The organism is Kribbella sp. NPDC049584, assembly GCF_040675555.1.
Lineage (GTDB): Bacteria > Actinomycetota > Actinomycetes > Propionibacteriales > Kribbellaceae > Kribbella.
Genome location: NZ_JBFAPF010000012.1, coordinates 194,963 through 220,900, shown reverse-complemented (window position 1 = coordinate 220,900; position 25,938 = coordinate 194,963). Strand labels below are relative to the sequence as shown.

Genomic DNA, 25,938 nt, shown 5'->3' with positions numbered 1-25,938 from the left:
CGGAGGGAGCGAAGCGACCGGAGCGACGAGGGAAGGCCGGGAGTCACAGCCCCATGACCACGCCGGCGCCGAAGGCCCGGCCAAAAGCACGGTCATGCCAGCTCCTTGAAGGCCTGCTTGAACTCGGCGTCGTCGGGGACGCGGTGATGCCAGGCGACGTTGTTGCTCATGAACGAGATCGGGTGCCCTTTGTGGGTATGGGCGATGACGAACGTCGGCTTGCCCGGCCGGAACGGTACGGCGGAGAGCACGTCGAGCAGTTCGCCGTGATCGTGCCCGTTCACCTCGACCACCGCGAACCCGAACGCGGCCGCCTTGTCCGGCAGCGGGTCGAGGTCGTTGGTCTCCTTGGTGGTCGCGCCCTGCTGCAGCCGGTTCCGGTCGACGATCACGGTCAGCCGGTCCAACTGGTACTGCGAGGCCGCCATCATCGCCTCCCAGTTCGAACCCTCCTGCAACTCACCGTCCCCGACGAGCACATACGTACGGCGCATCGAGACGTCGAGCTTGGCCGACAGGGCATGCCCGACGGCGATCGGCAGACCGTGCCCGAGCGGACCGGTGTTCGCCTCGACGCCGGCCACCTTCGTCCGGTTCGGATGACCGTTGAGTGCCGACAACGGCTTGAGGAACGTCGCGAGCTCCTCGACCGGCAGGAACCCGAAGGCCGCGAGCGTGGTGTAGAGCGCGCCGGCAACGTGTCCCTTGCTCAGGATGAAGCGGTCCCGCTCGGGATCGTTCACGGTCGCGGGCGAGATGTCGAGCACAGCGCCGTACAGCGTGGCCAGGATGTCGATCGCGGAGAAGTCACCACCGATGTGCCCGGCTCCGGCATAGTGGACCAGTTTGAGGTCCTGGATCCGGATCTGCTTCGCGGCCTCGGCGATGTGCGCGATCTGCTCGGTCCGGCTGCTGTGAGCAGGCAGGCGTCCGAGCACCGGCAGGGTCGCATGCTCGACAGTCAGAGTCATGCGATCTCCGACATCGAACTCAGCAGGACCTTCTGGACAAGGCGCTGCGCGGCCAGCGCGTCGTGCGAGGCCTGCGCGGCGGCGAGAGCGTCGTCATCCAGTACGTCGAGGGCATGGTGGACCGCCTTGAGAAAGCGGATCGCCTGCTTCGCGGCCTCGACGCTGTCCTCCCGGAACGGGAACTGGTCCAGCTGCCAGACTCCCTCCCAGTTGTTCTTCCGCAGCGTGTGGAAGAACTCGAACGTCTCGACCAGGTGTACCGAGCCGACGACCATGTCGTCGTCCCAGCCCTTCATGTTGTCGTTGACGTCGATCGCGAAGAGCCGGTTGTAGTCGATCGCGAGCTGCGCCGCGTCGGCCGGCGTCTCCTGCCCGTACAGCGAGTGACCGAAGTCGAGCAGGATACCCAGGTTGGGCAGGCCGATCTTCTCGATCCCGAGCAGCGTCCGGGCGACGTTCGGGAAGATGATCTTCACCCGCGGCTCGCGCGGCTTGTACTCGATCACGAAGTTGATGTCCGGGTGGGCCGACACCAGCTCCTTCAGGCCGTCGAGAGCAAGGTTCCAGATGTCGTGGTAGTCGACCTGGAACGGGTAGTCCCAGCCGTCCTGACCCGGCCACAACTTCACGTAGGAGCAGCCGAGCTCCTTCGCCAGCTCGGTTGCCTGGTGCAACAGTTCCATCGCCTGCTTGCGAACGCCGGGGTCCGGGTTCGTGAACGAGCCCTTGACGAAGTCGCGGGTGTAGATCTCCGGCGTGATCGCGATCGCCTTGAGGTTGTTGCGTTGCAGGGCGGCCTTCACCTCGTCGAGCGTCCCGTCGTACCCGGCGAACGGCCAGTTCAGGTCGACGACGGACAGGTCGCCGACGGCGCCGGCGCGGTCGATCTGCTCGATCAGCGTGACGGGATCGCCGTACCCGTCCGTGGCGTAGCGGTCCTTGTAGGTGGCGAAGTGCCAGATACCCGCGCCGAAGACCGGCATGTCAGTCATATGTGTTCCTATCCTTTGAGAGAGCCGGCGGTCAGACCGCCGACGATCCAGCGCTGGAGCAGGGTGTAGGCGATGAGGATCGGGACCACCGCGATCAGGATGCCCGCGGCGAGCCCGGTGTTGTTGTTCGCGAACTGGCCCTGGAAGTTCAGCAGCCCGACCGGGATCGTCTTGTGCGCGTCGGAGTTCAGCAGGATCAGCGCGAACAGGAACTCGTTCCAGGTCGCGACCGCGTCCAGGATCGCGACCGTCACGAGTGCGGGCACCGACAGCGGCAGGATCATCGTGAAGAACACCCGCCAGTCGCCGGCGCCGTCGACCTTCGCGGCCTCGATGATCTCGTCCGGGATCTGCCGGAAGAACGACTGCAGCACCAGCACCTCGAACGGGATGCCGAAGGCCAGGTACGGCCCGATCAGTCCGAAGATGCTGTCGGTGGCGCCGAGCGAGCGCATCATGATGAAGACCGGGACGATCGTGATGTAGATCGGGATCGTCAGCCCCAGGAACACCGAGAACATCACCGTCCGGCGGAACTTCATCCGCAGCTTGGCCAGCGCGAACCCGAGCATCGCCGACACCAGGACGCCGAGCGGCACCTTGATCGCGGCCAGGATCGCGCTGTTCTTGTACGTCGTGGCGAAGTTGCCGATGTCCCAGGCGTCCTTGAAGTTCGTCCAGGTGAGGTGGTCGGGCCACGAAAGCGGACCGTTGCCGATGAAGTCCGCGAGCGGGCGTACGGCGGTGATCACTAGGAGAGCGAGCGGAGAGATCCAGAAGAGGGCGACGACGATCAGGACGAGCGTCATCACCAGGCCTCGGCGTCCCTTGGGCCCGGGACTGGCCGGTTCGGCCGTGTCGAGGGGAAGCTCCACGGCGGCCGGCGCGGTGAGCGTCATGACACCTCCCTCGTCTGCGAACGGACGTACGGGATGCCGACCGCGATGGCCACCAGCGTGATGACGACGGCGATCGCGGTGCCGTAGCCGGCTTGGTAGTACTGGAAGACGTTGAAGTACATCCACGTTCCCATCACCTGCGTCGACGTACCAGGACCGCCGTACGTCATCGCGTAGATCATGTCGAAGACCTTGAACGAATCGATCAGTGACAGGGCGATCACGATGTAGTGCGCGGGCCGAAGGCTCGGCATCGTCACGTGCCAGAACTGTTGCCACTTGGTCGCACCGTCGACGGTCGCGGCCTCGTACAGCTCGTTCGGGATCCCCTGCAGGGCGGCCAAGTAGAGCAGCATCGGGAAACCGGTCCGCAGCCAGATCGCCGGCACCATCACGGCCCACAACGCGGTCGAGTCCTGACCGAGCCACGGCTGTGCCAGCCCGTCCAGCCCGATCAGACGCAGGAACGAGTTGATCGCGCCGTACTGCGGGTTGTAGAGCCAGCCCCAGATGCTCGCGATGGACACGAGCGGCAGGACCGCGGGCGTGTAGAAGATCAGCCGGAGGATCGGCTTCCCGTGCACCTTGCCGTTCAGCGCGATCGCCAGCAGCAGGCCGATGATCGTCGGCACCGCGATCGTGACCACGGTCCAGATCAGGTTGTTCCGGACCGCCGTCACCACGACCGGGTCGTGCGGGAGCTTGAAGTAGTTGTCCAGGCCAACGAACTTGTACGTAGCGCTCAGGCCGTCCCAGTTGGTCAGGCTGAACCACAGTGACGAGACCGCCGGGTACACCAGGAACCCGACGTACACCAGCAGCGCGGGCAGGGCGAACAACCACGGGGACCATCGGCCGCCGCGTTTGGGCTGCTTGGCAACAGCGACTGTCGTTGCCATCGGCTAACTCTTCGCCCAGGCCGAGATGATCTCCTGCATCTTCTTCGACGCCGCGTCCGGGGTGACCTTGCCTTGCAGCAGGTCGCTCTGCACGCTGAAGTACTGGTCGGCCTGCTTCTTCGGGAACGCCTGGTCCTGGATCGTGTAGAACCCGTTCTTGCCGTACTTCTGCGACCACTCCGCCGACAGCGGCAGCGACTTCGGGTCCGGCTCGGCACCCTTCACCGTCGAGGCGGTGATGTTCATCGCCTTCTGCGCCGCGGGCTGCACGATGAAGTCGATCAGCGCGGCCGCCTTGTCCGCGTTCCCGGTCTTGGCGTTGATCATGTAACCCTCGACGAAGCCCGAGTGCCGCGCGGGCGACTTGTCCGTCGGCAGCTCGAAGTTGCCGAACCCGGCGGGGCTCTTCTTCGCAGCCAGGATCGCGCCGGCCTCGGTCCACTGACCGGCGATCGTGTACGCCGTCTTGCCCTGCACGTACCACGGTTCGACATCGGACGGGTCGAGAGCGAGCGCGCCTTGCGGCAGCCACTTCTTGTCCTGCCACTTCTTGAACAGCGTGAACGCCTCGACCACCTCGGGCCGGTCCCAGCTCTCGGCGCCAGTCAGCAGCTTGTCGTGCAGGTCCGGTCCGGCGGTGTGCTCGAGCAGGTACTCGAACAGGCGCATGATGTCCCAGCCGTACTTTCCACCCAGCCCACACGGCGTGACACCGACAGCCACCAGTTTGTCGTTCATCGCCTCGAGCTCGGCGTACGTCGTCGGCGGCCCACTGACACCTGCCTTGGCGAGCAGCGACTTGTTGTACCAGGCACCTAGTCCGAGCTGCACGAACGGGACGCCGGACTTCACCCCGTCGAACGTCATACCGCTGATCGCCGTGGTGTTGAGCTTGGAGTCCCAGCCGTACTTGTCGTAGTACTTGCCCAGGTCCAGCGCCTGCTTGGCCTTCGCGAACGGGCTGCCGATCTGACCGCCCCAGATCCGCCAGACGTCCGGGCCCTTGCCGCCGAGCAGCTCGGTCCGCAGCTTGTCCGGGTACACCGCCGCGCCGGAACCAGGCAGGCTGTCGACGGTGGTCGTCGTACCGTTCTGCTCGTCGAACTTCTTCACCTGGGCCTTGAGCAGGCCGATCGTCGTGTCGTCCTCGTAGGTGAACAGCCGCAGGTTGTTCGACGCCGCCTGCGTGGCTCCCCCGCCCGTCGACGTACCACCGCCGGTGCAGGCGGACAGGCCGGCGCCGAGTGCGGCGGCGGACGTGAGGCCGAGGAAACCACGGCGGGTGTACGACGTGCTCATGAGTTGCTCCTTTGGCGGGCAAAACGGCGGATCTTGGCGAACATGTCCTCGAGCAGGAAGCGGACGTCCACCTGCTCGCAGACCTGGATGGGGTTGTCGGTGCCCGGCAGGTACCAGCCGTCGACACCGAAGCGCGGCGCCGGACGGGTCCGGAAGTTGCCGCTGTGCGGGTAGAGCATCAGGGAGATCGCGGGCGAGTCGCCGAGGGAGCGGGACTCGATCGGTTCGCCGTGGTACGTCGCGTTCCACTCGACCAGCTGGTCGATCAGGTAGCGACCGAGCGGGCCGGCGTCGCCGATCTTCTCCTCGAGCTCCGCATAGCTGACGGAAACCTTCGTGTAGACGTCACTCGGGACCTGCCAGACAGTGATGCCCGAGCCGAACACGACGTTCGCGGCGTGGACGTCGTTCGACAGGTTGAACTCCATCCGGTGGTCGGCCGCGTAGCCGTTGTAGCCCCGACCGCCGATCCAGACCACGATCACGTCGCGGTTCACCAGGTCGGGCTCGAGCAGGATCGCCGACGCCATGTCGGTGATCGGGCCGAGGAACGCCACGAACAGTGGGTCGCCCTTCGAAGCCAGCTTCGATTCCTCGATGATCAGCCGCGCACCGGGCGAATCGAGCGGGGTCTGCTCGTCCGGGATGCCGGTCGTCGCACCGTTCGCGACCGGGACCTTGCCGGTCAGATCGAGCAGATCCAGCAGCAGGTCGATCTCCTCGCGGGACTCCTCCATGCTCCGGTCCGACCGGTGGGTGCCGAAGTGCGCGGGGATCAATCCGCGGATGTCGAAGGTCGGCGACAACAGCCCGTGCACGATCGCGAACTGGTCGTCGGCCTCGTTCTTGGCATCGGTGTTGATGATCACCCGGCGTCTACTCGGCTTCACTCGCGCTCCTTGTCTCTGCTGCGAATAGATATTCACTAGTGCATAGCCTGTCGCCATGAGTGTCACCACGACGCTAGAGTCACGTCAAGGGTTCAGTTGAAAGTTGGAGGGCGGATGGGCCAGGCGGTGCTGGCGGTCGACCAGGGCACGACCAACTCCAAGGCGGTTCTGGTTGACGCCGACGGGCAGGTACTCGGGACCGGGTCAGCCCCCGTGGCTCTGTCCACTCCGCGCCCCGGCTGGGTCGAGCAGGACGCCGACGACCTGTGGCAGAGCGTGCTGAAGGCGATCGCGACATGCCTCACCCCCGCGACCTCCTCGGTCGACCTCGTCGGGATCGCGCTGTCCACTCAGCGCGAGTCCGTCGTCGGGTGGAGCAAGTCAGGCCTGCCGGTCGGCCCAGTCCTCGGCTGGCAGGACACTCGCACCGCCGCCTGGTGCGCCCAACTGCCTTCCGCTGTTGGCGATCTGGTCCGTCGACGAACAGGCCTCCGGGTGGATGCGATGTTCTCGGCACCGAAGATGCGCTGGCTCCTCGATCGGTCCGACGCCCTCGTCGGCACGGTCGACTCGTGGCTGATCCATCGCCTGACTGGTTGCCGCGAGCATCTGATCGAGGCCGGGAACGCGTCGCGGACCTTGCTTTTCGACGTTCAGGAATTGGACTGGTCGACGGAGTTGCTCGACGCGTTCGGCGTACCCCGGTCGGCGTTGCCCGACGTACGGCGGTCCGACGCGGGCTTCGGCGTGACCTCCGGCGTCCCGGGTCTGCCGGACGGGCTCCCGATCATCGCCGTACTCGCGGATTCGCACGCGGCGATGTACGGCCAGGGCTGCACGCAGCCGGGGATGGTGAAGGCGACGTACGGCACGGGTTCGTCCGTGATGACGCCGGTGGACGGCTTTGCCGAAAGCGGCTGCACGCTGGCCTGGTTGACGGATCGGCCGGTGTACGCGCTCGAAGGAAACATCGTGTCGTCCGGCGCGGCCCTGGCGTGGACGGCCGACCTGCTCGGCCTCCCCGACGTCGGCGGCCTCGTCGCTCTCGCCGCGACCGTGCCGTCGGCGGAAGGCGTCGTACTAGTGCCGGCCTTCGCCGGACTGGGCGCGCCACACTGGGACCGCGAGGCGCGCGCGGCGTTGACCGGGATGAACAGCTCGACGACACGCGCTCACATCGCGCGGGCGGCCGTCGACGCGGTCGCCCATCAGATCTGCGATATCACCGACACCATCCCGGGCGGAGTGAAGAGCCTGCGCGCCGACGGCGGCGCGACTGCGTCGGAGCTGTTGATGCAGACCCAAGCGGATCTGCTCGACCGGCCGGTCGAGGCTGCCGACGTACCGGAGGTTTCCGCCCTGGGCGCCGCCGAGCTCGCCTGGACGACCTTGGGCGCCACGACCGGCTGGGCGGCGCGACGTTCGTACCGGACGTTCGAGCCCCGTCTCGACGCCGCCACGCGAGCCAAGCTCCGGACGCAATGGGCGGGAGCGGTCGCGTCCGTCCGGGTCAGGCCGGCCTGAGCCGGTCGATGCCGTCGGCAAAGACCTTGCTATCGGCACCCTGTCCGGTCGCCTTGTCGTAGCCGGGTTGCTGGTGTCATTTCGGCGAGCTACGTCAGTCGGTCCTACGCGACGTTTCCAGCCGGCAGGGGCGGCGTACCTGCCGGTGACCGGTTGTAGTTGGAGATCGCTTTCCGTGACAGGTTGACTCGGTCCTGGCGCCCACCTATGGTTACGGGCACAGGCTGCGGAAAGCCCTTTCCCAGGCTCAGGAGGGAGGCGCGCATGTATGAGTTCGAACCCGGACCGGCCATGCCGCTGCCGGGTGGGATCGGCATCTCGAAGCTGACGGTGTACGACACCGAGGCCTCCGACGGTCTGGTCGGCGGTACGCCGCACGTGCACCTGGCCTGCTCCGAGGGGTATTACGTGCTCGCCGGCGACGGCGCCGTACAGACACTCTCCACGAAGGGCTACCGCGAGACCCCACTGCAGGTCGGCGCGGTGGCCTGGTTCGGGCCGGGAACGATCCACCGGCTCGTCAACCGCGGAGGTCTTCAGATCCTCGCCCTGATGTCGAACTCCGGACTCCCTGAGGCCGGCGACGCCGTGATGACGCTGCCCCCGGAGTACCTCGTCGACCGCGAGACCTACTTGCAGGCGACCGCGCTCACCGACGGCGCGCGGACGCAGTCGGCGATGGCGCGGCGCGACCTGGCCGTGCAGGGGTACGCCGTACTGCGTGAACGGTATGAGTCGGAGGGACCGTCCGCGCTGGACGACTTCTACGCGGCCGCGATCCGGCTCGTGCAGCCGCAGCTCGCCGACTGGCGGAAGCGCTGGGAGGAAGGGGCGCGCCGCCTCGCCGACGAGACCGGTGCCGCGCTGGATGCCCTGGAGGCCGGCGCCGCCCCGCACCTGGAGTCGGCTGAGCTGCACCAACTTCCCGCACCTACTGAGTCCGGCCTGCACGGCATGTGCGGCCGCCTCGACGTTTATGACACTCGAGCGTGAGAGGTACGACAGTGAACGAGCGACGCATCGGCATCGTGATGAACGGCGTCACCGGCCGGATGGGCCTGCGCCAGCACCTCGAGCGTTCCATCGTGGCGATCCGGGAGCAGGGCGGACTGCCCGCCGCCGACGGCACGATGATCATCCCCGAACCGATCCTGGTCGGCCGTAACGAGCTCAAGCTGCGCCGGATCGCCGAGCAGTACGGGCTGGAGCGGTGGACCACGGACCTGGCCGAGGCGCTGGCCCAGCCGGACGTCGAGATCTACTTCGACTCCCAGCTCACGCAGCTGCGCGAGAAGGGCGTCCGCGCCGCCGTCGAGGCCGGCAAGGCCATCTACTGCGAGAAGCCGATCGCCGAGAGCCTGGACGCGGCGGTCGACCTGGCCCGGACCGTGATCGACTCCGGGCTGAAGAACGGCGTCGTGATGGACAAGCTGTCACTGCCCGGACTGCGCAAGCTGAAGCGGCTGGTCGACGGCGGGTTCTTCGGCCGGATCCTGTCGGTCCGCGGCGAGTTCGGTTACTGGGTCTTCGAGGGCGACTGGCAGGAGGCGCAGCGGCCGTCGTGGAACTACAAGTCCGAAGAGGGCGGCGGCATCATCCTCGACATGTTCTGCCACTGGCGGTACGTGCTCGACCAGACGTTCGGTCCGGTCAAGTCCGTGTACTGCCAGGGCGCGACGCATATTCCGACGCGGGTCGACGAGCAGGGCGACAAGTACACGGCGACCGCGGACGATGCGGCGTACGGCGTGTTCGAGCTCGAGGGCGGGATCGTCGCGCAGATGAACTCCTCGTGGGCGACGCGGGTCTTCCGCGACGAGCTGGTCGAGTTTCACGTGGACGGGACGGAAGGGTCGGCCGTCGCGGGGCTGCGGCGGTGCCGGGCGCAGCACCGGTCGGCAACGCCTAAGCCGGTGTGGAACCCGGATCTGCCGGCCACGGAGAAGTTCCGCGAGCAGTGGGCCGAGGTCCCGGACAACGAACCCTTTGACAACGGCTTCAAGGTCCAGTGGGAGATGTTCCTGCGCCACGTAGTCGACGACGCCCCCTTCACCTGGGACTTCATCGAGGCCGCCAAGGGCGTGCAGCTGGCAGAACTCGGCCTCCAGTCCTGGCACGAGGGCCGCAAACTCGAAGTCCCCAAACTCGACCTCGAGGCCAAGTAATGGAGCTGGAACTCAAGTTACCCGTCGGCGCCGGAGCCTTCGGCGGGCCCACGTCAGCCAGCGGCGCAGAAGGCGGTGGTGGTGCGCGGCCGGATGCCTCCAGCGCCGGGTCAGGTTCAGCGCCGGGCGCGCGCGGGTCGGCGACGAGCGGCGGCTCCGGGGACGTGGGACGCGGATCGGCGGCGAGCGGCGGCTCACCAGGCGCGGCACGCGAGTCGGCGGGGAGCGGCGGGTCGCCGGGAGCGGCACGCGGGACGGGGGGCAATGGCTCGCCGGGAGCGGCACGCGGGGCGGCGGGCAGTGGCTCGCCGGGAGCGACGCGCGGGGCGGGTGGGGGCTCGCAGAGCGGGGTGAGCGGCTGGGCCGGCTTGGCTGGTGGTGGGCTGGAGACCTATCGGTTGGTCGGGCAGCCGGTTGCTGAAGGCACCTATTCGCCGGCGACCTCGCGGGTGGCGTTTGCGGCGGCTCATGTTGTTGCCGACCCGCTGGGGGACAACTCGCCGGGGGCGCCGGCGGTGGTGGATTGGGAGCATACGCTGGGGTTTCGGCGGTATTTGTGGTCGTTGGGGTTGTCGGTGGCCGAGGCGATGGATACTGCGCAGCGTGGGATGGGGCTGGACTGGAAGGCTACGCAGGAGCTGATCCGCCGGTCGGCGGCTGAGGCGCCGGACGGGCGAATCGCGGTCGGTGCCGGGACGGATCAGCTTGCTGCTGGCAAGCATTCGCTGGAAGACGTGATCTCGGCGTACGAAGAGCAGTTCGCGGTGGCGGAAGCGGCCGGCGCGCAGCCGATCATGATGGCCAGCCGGGCTTTGTGCGCGGTTGCCGAGTCCCCCGACGACTACCGGAAGGTCTACGACCGCCTTCTCACGCAGTCCACCAAGCCTGTGATCCTCCACTGGCTAGGGCCCATGTTCGATCCCGCGCTGGACGGCTACTGGGGCAGCGGATCGTTCGACTCCGCCGCCGACACGGTCGTTGCCCTGATCAACGACCACGTCAACAAGGTCGACGGCATCAAGATCTCGTTGCTCGACGCATCGTATGAAGTTGCCCTACGCAACCGACTCCCCGAAGGAGTCCGGCTCTACACCGGGGACGACTTCAACTATCCCGAGCTGATCCGCGGCGACGAGAACCGGCACAGCGACGCCCTCCTCGGCATCTTCGCAGCAATCGCCCCGGCCGCAGCGGCCGCCCTGAAAGCCCTCGACGCCGGCGATCCGGCGGAGTACGAGCGGGTGTTCGCACCAACCGTCCCGCTCGCACGGCAGATCTTCTCCGCGCCGACGTACTACTACAAGACCGGAATCGCCTTCCTCGCTTGGCTGAATGGACACCAGCCCGGCTTCACGATGGTCGGCGGCCTGCAGACGGGACGGTCGCTACCGCATCTCGCCGACACGTTCCGGTTGGCCGACCAGGCCGGCGTACTCACGGACCCCGAGCTCGCCGTCGACCGGTTCCGTCAGCTGCTGCGCGTGAGCGGTGTCGACGCATGAACAGGTACAGCCTCAACCAGGCGACGACGAAGTACTGGCCGCTGGAGGACGTCGTCGCGGCGAGTGCCACCGCGGGCCTGGAGTGGATCGGCCTGTGGCGCGAGCCCATCCAGGAGTACGGCGTCGACCAGGCAGCGAAACTCGTCGCCGACGCCGGCCTGAAGGTCTCGTCACTGTGCCGGAGCGGGTTCTTCACGTCCACGGACCCGGCCGAGCGCAAGGCGAAGATCGAGGACAGCCGGCGCGCGATCGACGAGGCAGCGACCATCGGTACGTCGGTCCTCATCCTCGTCAGCGGCGGGTTGCCCGCGGGTTCACGTGATCTCGATGGTGCGCGCGGCATGGTGCGCGACGGGCTCGCCGAGCTTGCGCCGTACGCCGAGGAACGTGGCGTGAAGCTCGCGGTCGAGGCGCTGCACCCGATGTTCTGCTCGGACCGCTGCGTGGTGTCGTCGCTCGGCGGCGCGCTCAATCTGGCCGAGCAGTTCCCGGCCTCGCAGGTCGGCGTGGTCGTGGACGCGTATCACCTGTGGTGGGACGCGGACGTGTACCGGCAGATCGAGCGGGCCGGTGAGCGGATCCTGTCGTACCAGGTCAGCGACTGGGTCGTCCCGCTGCCCGAGGACACGCTGCTCGGGCGCGGCATGATGGGCGACGGTTCGATCGAGCTGCGCCGGCTGCGCGAGGCGTGCGACGCCGCGGGGTACGACGGGCCGATCGAGGTCGAGATCTTCAACCAGCAACTGTGGGACGCGCCCGGCCAGGAGGTCTTCGACCTGGCACTGGCGCGATACAAGGAACACGTCATCTAGCGAACGAGGAGCTGTCTGTATGACTATTCCCGCCGACGGGATCGGGATGCACCTCTACACGATGCGGGACGTCCTGGCTGAGGACTACCCGGGCACGCTGAAGCGCCTGGCCGGGATCGGCTATCGGACGGTCGGTGTGAGCGGCCGGTTCGACCACAGCGCCGAGGAGATCCGGTCGTACGCCGACGACGCCGGGCTGAAGATCGTGCTCGAGCACGTCGGGTACAAGCGGATGGCCGACGACTGGGCCGGCGCGCTCGCCGATGTGAAGACGCTCGGCGCGCAGTGGGCCGTCGTACCGTCGATCCCGTCCGAGCAGCACTCGGTCGAGGGCTTCAAGGCCGCGGCGGCCGCCTTCACCGAGGCCGGGAAAGCGGCGCGCGACGCCGGGCTGAAGCTGCTGTTCCACAACCACGGGCGCGACTTCGACGAGGTCGACGGGCAGGTGCTGTACGACATCCTGCTGGGCGTGGACCCGGAGCTGCTCGGCTTCGAGCTGGACCTGTACTGGGCGGTGGACGGCGGCCACGACCCGGCGAAGCTGTTCCAGGAGCACCCCGGCCGGTTCCCCGCGCTGCACGTCAAGGACATGGCCGAGGACGGCTCGTGGGAGGACGTCGGCGCCGGGAAGCTCGACTTCGGTGCGATGTTCGAGCACGCCCGGGCGGGCGGCGTCGAACAGTGGTTGGTCGAGCACGACAAGCCCACCGACGCCTGGAAGTCGGCCGAGCGCAGCTACCGCGGCCTCACCGAGATCCGGTACTGAGAAGTTCTCAGGATTGTGAGAACCAACGCTTAACCGGATCAATTCCGTTTACGTCTGCTCACGTGTGGTGAGATCGGCCTATTCTCAACGGGTGCAGAACGATCCAACGGTGCGGCTGAGTGCCGTCCGTCGACTGTACGAAGTGAGCGCCCGGATGGGCGCTGGGCGCAGCCTTGCCGAAACGCTGCAGGCCGTCGTCGACGGGGTCGTGAACGGGCTCGGCTTCGGGATCGCCGTACTGAACCTGCGGCACGCGGACGGGAAGTTCGAGGTGATCGCGGTCGCAGGTTCACCCGAGGCGCGCGAGGCGCTGCTCGGGCGGGTCAGCGCGCCCGACATCTTCGACACCGAATTCGCGATCGCGGACGCTTGGGGCAAGCTCCGGTTCGTCCCGCACGAGCGGCTGCCCGAGGGCGAGGTCGTCGGCTGGGTGCCCGACGTACCCGTCTCCGACGATCCGGGCGCGTGGCATCCGCTCGACGCGCTGTTCGCGCCGCTGTACTCCTCCGACGGCGAGCTGGTCGGGATGCTGTCCGTCGACCTGCCCGAGGACCATCGGCGGCCCGGGCCGATCCACCGGGAGCTGCTGGAGATCTTCGCGACGCAGGCCGGGCTGGCGATCGACAAGGCGCGGCTGACGGATCAGCTGCTCGCCGAGAAGACGCGGCTGGAGGCGAGCGAGGCGACGTTCCGGCTGGTCTTCGAGGGCGCCGGGAACGGCATGGCGACGATCGGATTCGACGGGCCCGAGCGCGGCCGGATCCTGCGGGTGAACGACGCGTTCTGCCGGATCACGGGGTACGTCGCCAGCGATCTGCTCGGGGCCCGGCTGGCTCAGTTCCTGCGTGACGAGGAGCCGGGGTCGACCCGGTCCGATCTGGAAGATGTTGCTGCTGGCAACGGTACGTACCGGTTCGAGCGGGTGTTCACGCAGCCGAGCGGGAACGCGATCTGGCTCGGCGGTACGGCGGCGATCGTCGAACAGGGCGTCGAGCGGCCACGGATCCTGCTGATCCAGATCGACGACGTGACGGCACGCAAGGACGCTGAACGGGAGCTTCGCCACCATGCGGCGCACGATCCGCTCACCGGCCTGCCGAACCGGCGGCTGCTGCAGCATCGGTTCACGAAGGTGCTGGAGAGGACGCGTACGACGGGACGCCCGGGGGCACTGCTTTTCTGCGACCTGAACCACTTCAAACTCGTGAACGACGGGTACGGTCACGAAGCCGGCGACCGCGCGTTGCGCGAGATCGCGAACCGGCTGTCTACCGCCGTCCGCCATGGCGACACGGTCGCCCGGCTCGGCGGCGACGAGTTCGCCGTACTGGCTGAGGACATCGCCGGGGACGACCTGACCGCACTGATCGCGCGCCTGGAGTCGGCCGTCAGCCGGCCCCTCCCCAACATCGCGGTCGAGGTCACCACCAGCGTCGGCACCGTCCCCATCACGCCCCTCACCACCGACCTCGACACCCTCCTCCACGAGGCCGACCAGGCGATGTACACAGCGAAGAACCGCCGCCTGTAACCACAGATTGCACCAAGTTGCAGGTCGCAGTGGCTTGAGGCGAGCACGCGGCTGTGGTTGAAATGGGGCTCACAACCTGGGGGAACTGACCTATGCAGCGCACCTTGATGCGCGGGCCCGCGCGAGTGTCCTATGCGCAGATCTACGTGGAGAGCAGCGAGAACTACTCGTCGATGGAGGAGTGTTTCGCTGGGCAGCGGAACGGGTTGTGTGGGGCAGCGGTGGCGGGGACGTTGTTTCTGATAACCGGCCTGCACGACGGGGAGGTCGCGTTTGCGGTCGAGTTGTACGACGGAGAGCCGGCGATCGATGACGAATGGGAGGAGATCGTCGAGGCGTCGTACCGGCCGCTTGGCAAGCCTGCCTTGATGGCGTGGGGTGGCGGGCCGGGCGTATGGGAGTTGGATCTCGAGCCGGAGATCGACTACCGCGTTCGGTACTGCGGCTGGGGTATGGATGCGGCTCACCGAGATGGCCAGCAGGAAGGCGAGCCATCCGTGGACCGGTACGCCCTCCAGTTCTGGCCGGCCCCGGCCGCCCCGGACCGGGTCGTGAAGGTGACGAGCCGGGAGGCGGCGTACTCGCATGAGAGCGTGCGGACCGCGCCGCCGCCACCGACCGCAGAGCAGAAGGCGCGAGCCGCAGAAGAACTCGAGCGCATTGCGGAGCTGAACAGGCAGGTCACGGTCATCCCAGAGTGGGGCGGCAGTTTGCCCGGTGTTCGCGAGATCTGGCACGACTTGGCGCGGCTCGATCGTCCGCTGTTCGACGCACTCGAGCGCGCCGGCGAGGACACGCAGTACGCCGTGGCGCGGTGGGCGGCGAGGCGTTCCTGTCACGCGGCCGGCTTGGATGAGATCGGCTGGATTGCGGCCACGCTTGACGGGATGGACCGGGGATTGGCGTTCCACGACGCGTTCCAGCCACCGCCCGGAGCGTTCGGTAACGGCCCGTACGCCGTCGCCACCACCGGCGACTGGGATCCCGCACTAAGCGGCCCTGCGCAGGCGATGCTGGTGATCAGAACGGCCGGCCTCGACGATCCACTCGCCTCGGCCGTCGGCTCACTCCAGCTGGCGATTGGTGCCACCGGCAACGATCTGGCGATGCTCCAGGAACTCCGTCAAACCTTCCCCGAACTCAGGAGCCCATCTTCCTGACGATGCGCACCCTGCTGAACGAACCGGCCTGCGTCAGGTCCGGCGGAGGTTGTAGAGGGCGACGATGACGCCGACGACGAGCACGGCGACGGCGCCCGGCTGGGCGATCTGCTGACCCGGGATGCCGCTGGCCAGGCCGATGACAACGACGGCGACGCAGATCAGGGCGACCCAGAATGCAGGCTTCTTCAGCAGGTACGTCGCCAGGTGGCGTCGCGTCACCGGGCTGCGCGGAATGTTCTCCGGATCGCGGGGCGGCATCGGGACCTTCAACGCCGGGGAGACGGCATCGTCGACGGCAGCCACCGCCTGCTGACCGTTCCGCCAGTAGGCCGGCTCGATTTGCAGCTGATAGCCGTCGCGCCGGATCAGCTGCCGACCACCGTCCGGATATGCGACCACCACCGCCAGGTCGTCGTACGACGCCGAGGCCTCAGCGGATCCCGTCTCGATATGGGCGCTGCTGCGGCCAACGGTCAGCTCACCCTTCACGACCGGCCAGCCGGCCGGTCTGAAGCGTCGGCCGGTGGGCGTCGACCTGGAGCGCGGCGGCCGACTGATCCAGTTCAGCCGGGAATCGGTCGTCGCGTCGGGATCGACCGACAGCAGCACGTTGTCCCAGAGCGCGTCCGCAGCCTGGCGGACATCGCCGACCGTGATCGCCTCGGCCTCGGCGATCATTTCGTCGCGGTCCAGTACCGGACGTCCCAGTAGCACCTCACGTGCCGCGAGGTGCGGCATCCAGTGTTCGGCCGGCTCGGTCTTGATCCGCCGGATTTCCTGATCGAGGTCGTCGCGCAACTCGGTCGGATCCGGACCGCGCTGCCGCAGCGCGCGAAGTACGTCCAAGGTCTGGGCGACCACCGTCGGTCGCGCCTCGGGCAGGATGTCGATGCCGGCGGTGAGCATCGCGTTCTCGGCGTCCACCAGTTCGTACGAGTGCCATCCGCTGTACCCGACTCCGGCGCCGTGCCGGAACCCGTCTTCCAGTCCACGCCGCAAGGCACGCCCCAACGTCGGACCGGTCGTCGATCGCTGAAGCACGCCCGACACCACCACGGACCCCGGAGAACCGGCGAAGCCGAGCGGCAGCGGCTGATCGCACGGCACAGCGACCCCGGCGGGCAACCACGAACCGTCGGGCAGGGGAAGCCGCAGACCCGCCGGTGGCGGACCGGTCAGCGCGAGTACGGCGTTCCCGCGGGTGAAGGCCTCCGCTGCCAGCGCTCGCAGACGATCCGGTTCGGCGGTCTGCAGCCCGTACTCGTCATATGCGACGAGGCCGGGCCCCTGGGCGCCGTACCGCCACAACATGTGCAGCTCGACAGGCCCCGGCTGCCGCCGGGCGCTCTCGGCACGCAGGACTCGCCGCTCGTGCTCCAGTTCGCCGAAGCCGGGCGCGCCCAACCAGCGACAGAGGTCCTGCAGGAAGGTGACGATGTCCTCGGGTTCACCTTCGGCGTCGAAGGTCGTATGCAGCATGGTGACGCGCCCGTTGATCGGCGCGCGGATCGTGTCGCGGTCGTGCAGCGCGAGGTGCTCGAGCAGGTGCCGCCAGCCGTGCGTGGGCAGCGTCTCGTCCGCAAAGCCACCGCGAAACCACAGGCCGGCCCGCATCCGCCGCTCACCCGGCACCCAGTAGACGGGAACCCCGTCCACCTCGGTAACCCGCAACTCACCAGCCATCTCCGCGCATCCTCACCAGTCCAGAACAAGGGCTGGCTCATCCTCCCGGATCAGACCGCTATCTGCTCCCCGTTTGCCACTTTTGACATCCGAAGCGACCGACAGCCTGCGCGGCTTAGGAACCCAGTTTTGTGAGGGGTGCGTCGGTGAGGCGGTAGACGGTCCAGTCGGATTGGGGGGTGGCGCCTAGGGACTTGTAGAAGTCGATGGCGGGGGTGTTCCAGTTGAGGACGGACCACTCGAGGCGTTCGTAGTTGTTGTGGACGCATTCCCGGGCCAAGGCCTTCAGAAGAGCCTTGCCCAGGCCTGTGCCTCGGGCTTCGGGACGGACGAAGAGGTCTTCGAGGTAGATGCCGTGGACGCCGCGCCAGGTGGAGAAGTTGAGGAACCAGATCGCGCAGCCGGCGATCTCGCCTTCGTGTTCGGCGACGTGGCAGAAGACCGCGGGGTTTGGGCCGAAGAGGGCGGTTTCCAGCTGGTCGGCGGTCAGGTGGCACTCGTCGGGGGCACGCTCGTACTCCGCCAGCGCATACACCAGCTCAACGAGCGCCGGGACGTCCTCCGGCCGGGCACGGCGAATCCGTTCGTCGGTCTGCATACCGCCCATCCTGCACCGCGACCACCCCGCGCACCCCAGGCACCGGCCTCAGGCGGTCACACCGGGTCTCCGCCGGTTACCTTCGACATAGTGCGGCGGATGTACTCCGCGGTGTCGATCCGGCCTGCTTCGCGGTCGGCCAGGTCGGCGACGTCGTCGCGTTGCGGCTCCCAGCCTTGCAGCCGGTTGTTCGCCAGTGCGTCGCTGACCCGTTGCTTCTGGTCGTCGTCGAGCGATTCGAACAACTCCGGCCAGCGCTGGGCGTAGCGGCACGGTTCGTAGGCCATCAGTCAGCTCCCCGAGTAGCTAGCAATCGGGTCAGCGTAGCGAACTCCGGGGATTCAGTAGCCGGGCTGCTGAGTGTGTTCGGATATTCCTGTTGGAATTCGTAGTCCTCGCGCGGGAGGTTGGACGTATGGCAGCTGACACGAACAAGACCCGCCGGATCGGTGACGTCGAGGTATCCGCGATCGGGCTCGGCGGGATGCCGATGTCGATCGAGGGCCGGCCCGACGAGGCCCGGTCGATCGCGACCATCCACGCCGCGCTGGACGCCGGGATCACCCTGATCGACACCGCCGACGCGTACCACCTGACTGCGACCGACGACGGCCACAACGAGAGCCTGATCGCCAAGGCGCTGGCGTCGTACGGCGGTGACACCTCCGACGTGCTGGTCGCGACGAAGGGCGGCCACCTGCGCCCCGGCGACGGCAGCTGGACGCTCGACGGCTCCCCGAAGCACATCGCGGAGGCGGCCGAGGCGTCGCTGAAGCGGCTCGGCGTGGAGGCGATCGGGCTGTACCAGTTCCACCGGCCCGACCCGAAGACGCCGTACGAAGACTCCATCGGCGCGATCCGCGACCTCCTCGACGCCGGCAAGATCCGGATGGCCGGCATCTCGAACGCGAACCCGGCGCAGATCAAGCAGGCCAACGAGATCCTCGGCGGCCGGCTCGTCTCGGTCCAGAACCAGTTCTCGCCGAAGTTCCGCTCGAGCGAGCCGGAGCTGGAGCTGTGCGACGAGCTGGGCATCGCCTTCCTGCCGTGGTCCCCGCTCGGCGGGATCTCCAACGCCAGCGAGCTCGGTGCGAAGTACCCGGCGTTCCAGACCCTCGCGGCCGAGCTCGGCGTCAGCCCGCAGAAGCTCACGCTGGCCTGGATGCTCGCCAAGTCGCCGGTCGTCATCCCGATCCCCGGCGCCAGCCGCCCGGAGACCATCCGCGACTCGTACTCCGCCGTGGACCTGCAGCTGACGGCGGACCAGGTCGCCGTACTCGACGCCTCGGAATAACGAGTGCCGCGTACGGCGTTCTGCGGCGCGTGGAGGATATGCGTGCACTGAGCTACGGACTGGGACAGCAGTACTTCGAGGAGCGGGACTACCGCGGAGCCATCCGGGCGTTGAAGCCGATCGTCGACGAGACGCCGGACGATGTCGGGACGCGGCTCCTGCTGGCGCGGGCGTACTACCACGCGGCGCTGCTGAAGCCGGCCGAGGAGCACCTGCTCGAGGTGATCGAGCGGGAGCCGACCGAGTACTACGCCCACCTGATGCTGGCGCGGACGCTCGAGCGGCAGTCCCGCCGGGACGAGGCGGGGAAGCATCGGCGCATCGCCGCCGCGCTGACCGGTGACGACGAGTTACTCCAACGCCACAGCCTCTGATCGACGACACTGAAGGCCCGCGATCCACACCTGGATCGTGGGCCTTCGGCGTACCCGGGCCGGAATGACTGGCCAGCGGCCGACGTTATGTAGTTTAATAGTGAACTACTTAGATTGAGGAGAGCCGATGCAGTTCGGGGTTTTCAGCGTTGGGGATGTGACCGAGGACCCGACGACCGGAGTCACGCCCAGCGAGGGTGAGCGGATCAAGGCGATGGTCGCGATCGCGCTGAAGGCCGAGGAGGTCGGGCTGGACGTGTTCGCGCAGGGTGAGCACCACAACCCGCCGTTCGTGCCGTCGTCGCCGACGACCCAGCTCGGGTTCATCGCGGCGCAGACGTCGAAGATCATCCTGTCCACGTCGACGACCCTGATCACGACCAACGACCCGGTGAAGATCGCCGAGGACTACGCGATGCTGCAGCACCTGGCCGACGGCCGGGTCGACCTGATGATGGGTCGCGGCAACACCGGTCCGGTGTACCCGTGGTTCGGTCAGGACATCCGCGACGGCATCGCGCTCGCGGTCGAGAACTACGCGTTGCTCCGCCGGCTCTGGCGCGAGGACGTCGTCGACTGGGAAGGCAAGTTCCGGACACCGCTACAGGGCTTCACGGCCACGCCGCGGCCGCTGGACGGCGTACCGCCGTTCGTGTGGCACGGGTCGATCCGGTCGCCCGAGATCGCCGAGCAGGCGGCGTACTACGGTGACGGGTTCTTCCACAACAACATCTTCTGGCCGGTCTCGCACACCAAGCAGATGATCGAGCTGTACCGCCGCCGCTTCGAGCACTACGGCCACGGTGCCGCGGACCAGGCGATCGTCGGAGTCGGTGGTCAGGTCTTCATGCGGAAGAACTCGCAGGACGCGGTCCGCGAATTCCGTCCGTACTTCGACAACGCGCCGGTCTACGGACACGGGCCGTCGTTGGAGGACTTCACCCGGGAGACGCCGTTGACCGTCGGCAGCCCGCAGGAGGTCATCGAGCGGACACTGTCGTTCCGGGAGCACTTCGGTGACTACCAGCGGCAGCTGTTCCTGATGGACCACGCCGGCTTGCCGCTGAAGACCGTGCTGGAGCAGCTGGACATCCTCGGTGAAGAGGTCGTTCCGGTACTGCGGAAGGAGTTCGCCGCGCTGAAGCCGGCGCACGTGCCGGACGCACCGACACACGCGTCTTTGAAGGCCGCCGCCGAGCGTGCGCGCCAGTTGGAGACGATTGACGAGCCGGCCGTGGTGGCCGAGCCGACCGCCGAGGAGCCGACGCGATGAACGAACGCGTGATTGCCGTGGTGACAGCTGGGCTGACGACCCCGTCGTCGTCCCGGCTGCTCGCCGACCAACTGTCGGCCGCGGTCGCGGACGAGTTGTCGGGGCGCGGGATCAGCTCCCGCATCGAGACGATCGAGGTCCGCGACCACGCCCACGACCTCACCAACAACCTGCTCACCGGCTTCCCGTCGGCCGAGCTGCGCCAGGTCCTGGAGACGGTCGAGGCGGCGGACGCCCTCATCGTCGTCAGCCCGACGTTCAGCGCGTCGTACTCCGGTCTGTTCAAGATGTTCTTCGACGTACTCGACGACCAGGCCTTGGCCGGCAAGCCCGTCCTGCTGGCCGCAACCGGCGGCACCGAACGCCACTCGTTGGTCCTGGACTTCGCGCTCCGCCCGCTCTTCGCCTACCTGAAGGCCCTACCGGTGCCGACCGGCGTCTACGCCGCCTCCACCGACTGGGGCCCGAACGCGGCCGGTCTCCGCCCCCGCATCGCCCAAGCAGCAAGCGAACTGGTAGCCGCCCTGCACCACGAAACCCCTACAAAGTCCGACCCCTTCACCAACCCCACCCCCTTCGAAGACCTACTGAACAGCTGATCGCGACTCGATCAGCTGGGTGAGGCCGTCGAGGATGGTGGTCAGGCCGAAGGTCAGGGCGTGGGCCGGGTCGAGGGCGGACTGGAAGTGTTCGCCTACGGCGGTGCCTACGCGGCCGGCGATGGGGAAGTGGGTGCCGGACATGACTGTGGTGAGGGTCGGGGAGATCTGACGCCACCACTCCTCGTCGGTGAGGCCGGAATCGCGTTGGGTGCGGAGTTGTTCCGCGCCGGCGCGGGCAGTGCCCTGGACGTGGGTGAGGACCAGGGTCAGCGCCGAGTCCATCTCGACGTCGGTCAGGCCCAGGCCGTCGAGCGGGCGTAGCTCCGCCTCGTACTTGCGGGTGATGTTCGGGCCCAGCGCCGTACGCATCGTCGGCACCTCGTGGATCCACGGGTGGGCGGTCAGGATCTCCCAGTTGCGGCGGGCAATGAATTCGAGCGCGCCGCGCCAGCCGCCGGGCTGCTTCGACGGCTCGTCGGCGTCGGCGTACAGGTCGCCGTACGCCCGGTCGAACATGAGGTCGGTCAGCTCGCCCTTGCCGGGGACGTGCGTGTAGAGCGACATCGTGCCAACCTTCAGACGGTCGGCGACCATCCGCATCGAGAGCGCCTCGAGACCTTCCGCATCAGCGAGCTCGATCGCGGCGTCGACGATCGCGCGCACGGTCAGACCGGAGCGGCCGGGTTTGGCGTGGCTCCCCCACAGCAGCGCCAGACTGCGCGCCGGATCGGGCGCAGCCGCCTTCCTTCCCGCCACCGGAACCTTCTTCCACCGCTCGTCGTTGAACGCATCGTACCTGAGCCGTACAATGTACGGTACACTCTACGGCTCAACGACCCGAGAGGTGGGAATGGCTACCGAAACAGTGATCGAGGCCGTCGGCGTACGGAAGAACTACAAGGGCGGCACGGAGGGTGCGGGGCTCAACGGCTTCGACCTGGAGGTCACGGCCGGCACGGTGACGGGACTGCTCGGCCCGAACGGCGCCGGCAAGACGACGGCGGTGCGGATCCTGTCCACGCTGCTGGAGATGGATTCCGGTACGGCGACGATCGCGGGGTACGACGTCCGCCGGCAAGGCGCGGAGGTACGCCGGCGGATCGGGCTCGTCGGGCAGTACGCCGCGATCGACGAAGTACTCACCGGGCGGCAGAACCTGGTGATGTTCGGGCGGCTGAACCATCTGAGGAACGCCAAGGGCCGGGCGGACGAGCTGCTGGAGCGGTTCAGCCTGACGGAGGCGGCCGGGCAGGCGGTGAGCAAGTACTCCGGCGGGATGCGCCGGCGGCTGGATCTCGCGGCGAGTCTGATCGTGGCGCCGCGGGCGCTGTTCGTGGACGAGCCGACAACCGGGCTCGATCCGGCCGGGCGGCTCGAGGTGTGGTCCGCCGTACGGCAGTTGGTCGACGGCGGTACGACGGTGTTGCTGACGACGCAGTACCTGGAGGAGGCGGATCAGCTGGCGAACCGGATCTCGATGCTCAAGGCGGGGAAGGTCGTTGCCGAGGGCACCCCTGACGAGTTGAAGACGCAGCTCGGGTCGGACCGGCTGGAGATCGTGCTCGCGGATCCGGCCGACCTATCACGGGTGGTGGCGTTAGCGAGACCGCTGGCCGACGGGGAGATCCGCGTGGTCGACGTACGGGTGAGTGTGCCGGTGAAGGATCGTACGAAGGCGTTGGTGGTGATGGCGAACTCGTTGCATGAGGCAAGGATCGAGCCCGAGGACATCACGTTGCGGCGACCGACGCTGGACGAGGTCTTCCTGCACCTGACCGGGGCGGAGGTGGCTGCGTGATGTGGGTGCTGGCTGACAGTTGGACGATCGCGCGGCGGACGTTGACGCATTGGCGGAACCAGCCCGGGCTGGTGATCTTCCAGTGGTTCTTCCCGGTGCTGATGCTGCTGATGTTCGGCGGGCTGCTGGGCGGGGCGATGGAGTTCCCGGAGGGTTCGTCGTACTACGAGTTGCTCGTGCCAGGGATCTTTGCGCTGGCGATGCTGTTCGGGCTCGAGGGCACGATGACCGCCGTCACCACGGATGTGTCGAAGGGTGTGACAGACCGGTTTCGCTCGCTCCCGATGAGCTCGACGGCTGTCGTGCTCGGTCGATGCATCGCGGACATGCTCGACTCGATGGTCACGCTGTTGGTGCTGGCCGTGACCGGGCTCGCCCTCGGTTGGCGCTGGCACGAGGGTCTGCCGTCCGCGCTGGCCGCGTGCGGGTTGCTGTTGCTGCTGAGGTTCGCGTTGTTGTGGGTCGGGATCTTCATCGGACTCACCGTGAAGAACGCTCAGAGCGTGACGATGGTCCAGGTCCTGGTCTGGCCGATCGGCTTCCTCTCCAGCACTTTCGTGGCCACGTCCACGATGCCCACCTGGCTGGGCACCATCGCCCAGTGGAACCCCCTCTCCTCCACCGCCACGGCCGCCCGCACCCTCTTCGGCAACCCCGACCCCTCCTCCACCGCCACCTGGATAGGCACCCACGCAGAACTAGCCGCCGTCATCGCCCCTCTGGCCCTGACCGCCGTCTTCCTCCCCCTCAGCGCCCACCGCTACCGAACGCTGTCGCGTTAGTCCTCACCACGGTCGCCGCACGCTTCCACCGCGGGTAGGCAACCTGACAGGCTCAGCGGGCTCTGGTGGTGACAGTTTCGCCACCAGAGCCCGCTGCACCTCCAGATCCGCAAGCGCTGCCGCCTTGCTCGGATAGCGGATCTTCCGGTAGCGCCCGTTGGCGTGCAGATGGAGCGTCCACCCGCCGCGGAAAACAAGCACGTGCGTGAGCAGGTTGCCGATGAACGCGACGATGGCGAGCGGCCAGGTGATCAGGTGGTCGAGGACGTAGTCGTAGGCCCACTCCGTGAACCCGGACCGGCGCAGCTCGAAGTCCTCCTCCACTCTTCGAGTATGCATCTGGGTGGCACGCGCCACCCTCCGGCCGCCGAGTTCAACAAGTTGTCTAGGGCGTTAGTTGGCCGCCGTTGATTTCGATGATTTGGCCGGTGACGTAGGACGACATGCGCTCTGAGGCCAGGAACAGGATCGTGCCGACGCACTCGTGCGGCGTGCCGGTGCGGCCCATGGGGATGGTGGCGAGCATGGCCTGCATCTGGGCGTCGGCGGTGTGGCGCTCGTGGAACGGGGTCTTGATCACGCCCGGCGCGATCGCGTTCACCCGGATGCCTTCCGGGGCGAGCTCCTTGGCCAGGCCGCGGGTGAAGGTGCTGACGGCGCCCTTGCTGGTCGCGTAGATGACCGACCCGCCGGCGCCGCCCGTCCGTCCGGCGATCGACGTGACGTTGATGATCGAGCCGCCGCCCTGCGCCCGGAACACCGGGACGATCCGCCGGCTCAGCGCGAACACCGAGGTCAGGTTCACGTCGAGGATCCGGTGGAACTCCTCGTCCGGTACGTCGGCGATCGGCGACCGGTGGACCAGGTCGCCGGCGTTGTTCACGAGTACGTCGATCCGCCCGTGCTGCGCGAGCACCTCGTCGATGAACGCGTCCGCCGACTTCGGGTCAGCCAGATCCGCCTGGTGCAACGACGCCGTACCACCGGCCGTCTGCACCGCACCCACGGTGTGCTTCGCCCCCTCGTCGTTCTGGTGGTAGTGAAGCGCGACCGAGGCCCCCGTCTCCGCGAACCCCACCGCCGCCGCAGCCCCGATCCCACTACTGGCCCCGGTAACCACAACAACCTGATCCCTGAAATCCAGATATCCCATACGCCCTATCCTCTCCCAGTGCCACGTTCTGTTCAGCCCGCCGCGTATGTCGCCTGGCCCGCCGCCGTCGTGGTTCTGCGCCTGCTGACGCGCGTGCGCAGGCGATGCCTGATCGTCACCGGGCTGGGCTATCTGATCGCGCTCGCGCTGGCCACGACCGCCACGCCGGCGTCGGTCGCCGTCCCGTTGGGATTGTTCGTCGGTGCGCTGGTCGCCGTTGGCGGCTGCTTGGCGACGGCACGTGGGGTCACCTTCACGGTCGACCAAGACACGACTTATTGGCAGTACGCCGGGAAGATTCCGGTGGGCGACCGCCTCGTGGAGGTCCTGGGTGTACTGGTCGGCATCGTCGGACTCGTGGCGATGCCGTGGGACTGAACGCGCCGTGTGTGGGGTCGTTGGTCTGGGGGCGGCGGTAGATTCGATGGATGGGATACGCGCTCGGGGAGCTGGGGCTGCGGCGGTGGCGGACCGGTGATGTGTTGCGGCTGGTCGCGGCGCATGCGGATCCTGAGATGGTGAGCCAGGGCGGGATCGTGGACCGGGCGTCCGCGGTCGACTGGATCGGGCGGGTCGCGGACCTGGACAACGGGCACGTGTACGCCGTGGTCGACGCCGACGATCACCCGATCGGCTGCGTCGCGGTGACCAATATCGACCGGCACCGGGTCGGCTGGACCTGGTACTGGACGCTCGCCGACGTGCGCGGCCACGGCGTCGCCCGGGACGCTCTCCGCGCGCTGGCCGGCTGGGCGCACGAGCACGCCGGGCTGTACCGGCTCGAGCTCGGTCACCAGTTGAACAATCCGGCGTCCTGCGCGGTCGCCGCAGGGGCCGGCTTCCTGTCCGAAGGCATCGAACGCCAACGCCTCGCCTTCGACGGCGCGCGGTACGACGTGGAGCGCCACGCCCGCCTCGTCACAGACCCCCTCACCCCACCCCAGCGCCCGGTCCGCATCACCGACTGA

General features: G+C 67.7%; 28 protein-coding genes. 16 read left to right on the top strand and 12 right to left on the bottom strand.

Translation table 11 applies throughout. From position 1 onward, the window contains the following. Nucleotides 1-92: 92 nt before the first annotated feature. The 6 genes from AB0J62_RS33730 to AB0J62_RS33705 are packed head-to-tail and all read right to left on the bottom strand — an operon-like array spanning nt 93 to nt 5,950. A complete protein-coding gene (locus AB0J62_RS33730) occupies nt 93-971 on the bottom strand; it encodes a transketolase (protein ID WP_363879978.1) in 879 nt (292 codons plus the stop codon). After that, complete coding sequence (locus tag AB0J62_RS33725) at nt 968-1,963, bottom strand: sugar phosphate isomerase/epimerase family protein (protein WP_134106126.1); 996 nt, start codon at nt 1,961-1,963, stop codon at nt 968-970. The genes AB0J62_RS33730 and AB0J62_RS33725 overlap by 4 nt, the downstream gene beginning before the upstream one ends. Nucleotides 1,964-1,971: 8 nt before the next feature. Then, nucleotides 1,972-2,862, bottom strand: coding sequence for a carbohydrate ABC transporter permease (locus AB0J62_RS33720; protein WP_363879974.1), 891 nt, complete (start codon nt 2,860-2,862; stop codon nt 1,972-1,974). Further along, a complete protein-coding gene (locus AB0J62_RS33715) occupies nt 2,859-3,761 on the bottom strand; it encodes a sugar ABC transporter permease (protein ID WP_363879971.1) in 903 nt (300 codons plus the stop codon). Before AB0J62_RS33715 ends, AB0J62_RS33720 begins: the two co-directional genes overlap by 4 nt. A gap of 3 nt (nt 3,762-3,764) precedes the next feature. Next, entirely contained in the window at nt 3,765-5,060 is a 1,296-nt protein-coding gene (locus AB0J62_RS33710) for an extracellular solute-binding protein (RefSeq protein ID WP_363879968.1), read from the bottom strand. Next, a complete protein-coding gene (locus AB0J62_RS33705) occupies nt 5,057-5,950 on the bottom strand; it encodes a nucleoside hydrolase (protein ID WP_363879965.1) in 894 nt (297 codons plus the stop codon). Before AB0J62_RS33705 ends, AB0J62_RS33710 begins: the two co-directional genes overlap by 4 nt. A gap of 114 nt (nt 5,951-6,064) precedes the next feature. Here AB0J62_RS33705 and AB0J62_RS33700 point away from each other — a divergent pair, with 114 nt between their 5' ends. From AB0J62_RS33700 to AB0J62_RS33665, 8 genes are all read left to right on the top strand, one after another. After that, nucleotides 6,065-7,474, top strand: coding sequence for an FGGY family carbohydrate kinase (locus tag AB0J62_RS33700; RefSeq protein ID WP_363879961.1), 1,410 nt, complete (start codon nt 6,065-6,067; stop codon nt 7,472-7,474). 264 nt (nt 7,475-7,738) lie between these two features. Then, complete coding sequence (locus tag AB0J62_RS33695) at nt 7,739-8,467, top strand: cupin (RefSeq protein ID WP_363879958.1); 729 nt, start codon at nt 7,739-7,741, stop codon at nt 8,465-8,467. Between the two features lie 11 nt (nt 8,468-8,478). Beyond that, the gene (locus AB0J62_RS33690; protein WP_363879955.1) at nt 8,479-9,639 is read left to right on the top strand and encodes a Gfo/Idh/MocA family oxidoreductase; all 1,161 of its coding nucleotides are present in this window, start codon (nt 8,479-8,481) and stop codon (nt 9,637-9,639) included. A gap of 350 nt (nt 9,640-9,989) precedes the next feature. Beyond that, nucleotides 9,990-11,141 (top strand): dihydrodipicolinate synthase family protein, encoded by a 1,152-nt coding sequence (locus tag AB0J62_RS33685; protein WP_363879952.1) that lies wholly within the window; start codon nt 9,990-9,992, stop codon nt 11,139-11,141. Then, nucleotides 11,138-11,953, top strand: coding sequence for a sugar phosphate isomerase/epimerase (locus AB0J62_RS33680; RefSeq protein WP_363879949.1), 816 nt, complete (start codon nt 11,138-11,140; stop codon nt 11,951-11,953). Before AB0J62_RS33685 ends, AB0J62_RS33680 begins: the two co-directional genes overlap by 4 nt. Nucleotides 11,954-11,972: 19 nt before the next feature. Beyond that, nucleotides 11,973-12,719: a sugar phosphate isomerase/epimerase gene (locus AB0J62_RS33675; protein ID WP_363879946.1), complete on the top strand. Its 747-nt coding sequence runs from the start codon at nt 11,973-11,975 to the stop codon at nt 12,717-12,719. A 91-nt stretch (nt 12,720-12,810) separates the two neighbouring features. Further along, nucleotides 12,811-14,250: a diguanylate cyclase gene (locus tag AB0J62_RS33670; RefSeq protein WP_363879943.1), complete on the top strand. Its 1,440-nt coding sequence runs from the start codon at nt 12,811-12,813 to the stop codon at nt 14,248-14,250. A 92-nt stretch (nt 14,251-14,342) separates the two neighbouring features. Beyond that, nucleotides 14,343-15,410: a hypothetical protein gene (locus tag AB0J62_RS33665; protein ID WP_363879940.1), complete on the top strand. Its 1,068-nt coding sequence runs from the start codon at nt 14,343-14,345 to the stop codon at nt 15,408-15,410. 33 nt (nt 15,411-15,443) lie between these two features. On the opposite strand, the gene AB0J62_RS33660 is transcribed toward AB0J62_RS33665, so the two are convergent. From AB0J62_RS33660 to AB0J62_RS33650, 3 genes are all read right to left on the bottom strand, one after another. Beyond that, a complete protein-coding gene (locus AB0J62_RS33660; RefSeq protein ID WP_363879937.1) occupies nt 15,444-17,096 on the bottom strand; it encodes a hypothetical protein in 1,653 nt (550 codons plus the stop codon). 115 nt (nt 17,097-17,211) lie between these two features. Continuing rightward, a complete protein-coding gene (locus AB0J62_RS33655; protein ID WP_363879934.1) occupies nt 17,212-17,694 on the bottom strand; it encodes a GNAT family N-acetyltransferase in 483 nt (160 codons plus the stop codon). Between the two features lie 56 nt (nt 17,695-17,750). Then, nucleotides 17,751-17,981, bottom strand: a complete 231-nt coding sequence (locus AB0J62_RS33650; protein ID WP_363879931.1) for a hypothetical protein — start codon at nt 17,979-17,981, stop codon at nt 17,751-17,753. 128 nt (nt 17,982-18,109) lie between these two features. On the opposite strand from AB0J62_RS33650, the gene AB0J62_RS33645 reads away from it, so the two are divergent. The 4 genes from AB0J62_RS33645 to AB0J62_RS33630 all read left to right on the top strand — a co-directional run bounded on the left by AB0J62_RS33645 (nt 18,110) and on the right by AB0J62_RS33630 (nt 21,234). Continuing rightward, nucleotides 18,110-18,988 carry an aldo/keto reductase gene (locus AB0J62_RS33645; protein WP_363879928.1) on the top strand — a complete coding sequence of 293 codons (879 nt, stop codon included), beginning with the start codon at nt 18,110-18,112 and terminating at the stop codon, nt 18,986-18,988. A 38-nt stretch (nt 18,989-19,026) separates the two neighbouring features. Then, nucleotides 19,027-19,362, top strand: coding sequence for a tetratricopeptide repeat protein (locus AB0J62_RS33640; protein ID WP_363879925.1), 336 nt, complete (start codon nt 19,027-19,029; stop codon nt 19,360-19,362). Nucleotides 19,363-19,489: 127 nt separating this feature from the next. Next, nucleotides 19,490-20,635, top strand: a complete 1,146-nt coding sequence (locus AB0J62_RS33635; protein ID WP_363879922.1) for an LLM class flavin-dependent oxidoreductase — start codon at nt 19,490-19,492, stop codon at nt 20,633-20,635. Beyond that, a complete protein-coding gene (locus AB0J62_RS33630) occupies nt 20,632-21,234 on the top strand; it encodes an FMN reductase (RefSeq protein ID WP_363879919.1) in 603 nt (200 codons plus the stop codon). Before AB0J62_RS33635 ends, AB0J62_RS33630 begins: the two co-directional genes overlap by 4 nt. On the opposite strand, the gene AB0J62_RS33625 is transcribed toward AB0J62_RS33630, so the two are convergent. After that, nucleotides 21,220-21,993: a TetR/AcrR family transcriptional regulator gene (locus AB0J62_RS33625; RefSeq protein WP_363879916.1), complete on the bottom strand. Its 774-nt coding sequence runs from the start codon at nt 21,991-21,993 to the stop codon at nt 21,220-21,222. The genes AB0J62_RS33630 and AB0J62_RS33625 overlap by 15 nt on opposite strands. Before the next feature lie 94 nt (nt 21,994-22,087). Here AB0J62_RS33625 and AB0J62_RS33620 point away from each other — a divergent pair, with 94 nt between their 5' ends. Next, nucleotides 22,088-23,035, top strand: coding sequence for an ATP-binding cassette domain-containing protein (locus AB0J62_RS33620; RefSeq protein WP_363879913.1), 948 nt, complete (start codon nt 22,088-22,090; stop codon nt 23,033-23,035). After that, nucleotides 23,035-23,817: an ABC transporter permease gene (locus AB0J62_RS33615; protein WP_363879909.1), complete on the top strand. Its 783-nt coding sequence runs from the start codon at nt 23,035-23,037 to the stop codon at nt 23,815-23,817. The genes AB0J62_RS33620 and AB0J62_RS33615 overlap by 1 nt, the downstream gene beginning before the upstream one ends. A 3-nt stretch (nt 23,818-23,820) precedes the next feature. On the opposite strand, the gene AB0J62_RS33610 is transcribed toward AB0J62_RS33615, so the two are convergent. Both AB0J62_RS33610 and AB0J62_RS33605 read right to left on the bottom strand, forming a co-directional pair. Beyond that, nucleotides 23,821-24,141, bottom strand: coding sequence for a hypothetical protein (locus AB0J62_RS33610; protein ID WP_363879906.1), 321 nt, complete (start codon nt 24,139-24,141; stop codon nt 23,821-23,823). Nucleotides 24,142-24,202: 61 nt separating this feature from the next. Then, complete coding sequence (locus tag AB0J62_RS33605) at nt 24,203-24,970, bottom strand: glucose 1-dehydrogenase (protein ID WP_363879903.1); 768 nt, start codon at nt 24,968-24,970, stop codon at nt 24,203-24,205. A gap of 18 nt (nt 24,971-24,988) precedes the next feature. Here AB0J62_RS33605 and AB0J62_RS33600 point away from each other — a divergent pair, with 18 nt between their 5' ends. Next, complete coding sequence (locus AB0J62_RS33600) at nt 24,989-25,348, top strand: hypothetical protein (RefSeq protein ID WP_363879900.1); 360 nt, start codon at nt 24,989-24,991, stop codon at nt 25,346-25,348. Between the two features lie 50 nt (nt 25,349-25,398). Beyond that, nucleotides 25,399-25,938, top strand: coding sequence for a GNAT family N-acetyltransferase (locus AB0J62_RS33595; RefSeq protein ID WP_363879897.1), 540 nt, complete (start codon nt 25,399-25,401; stop codon nt 25,936-25,938).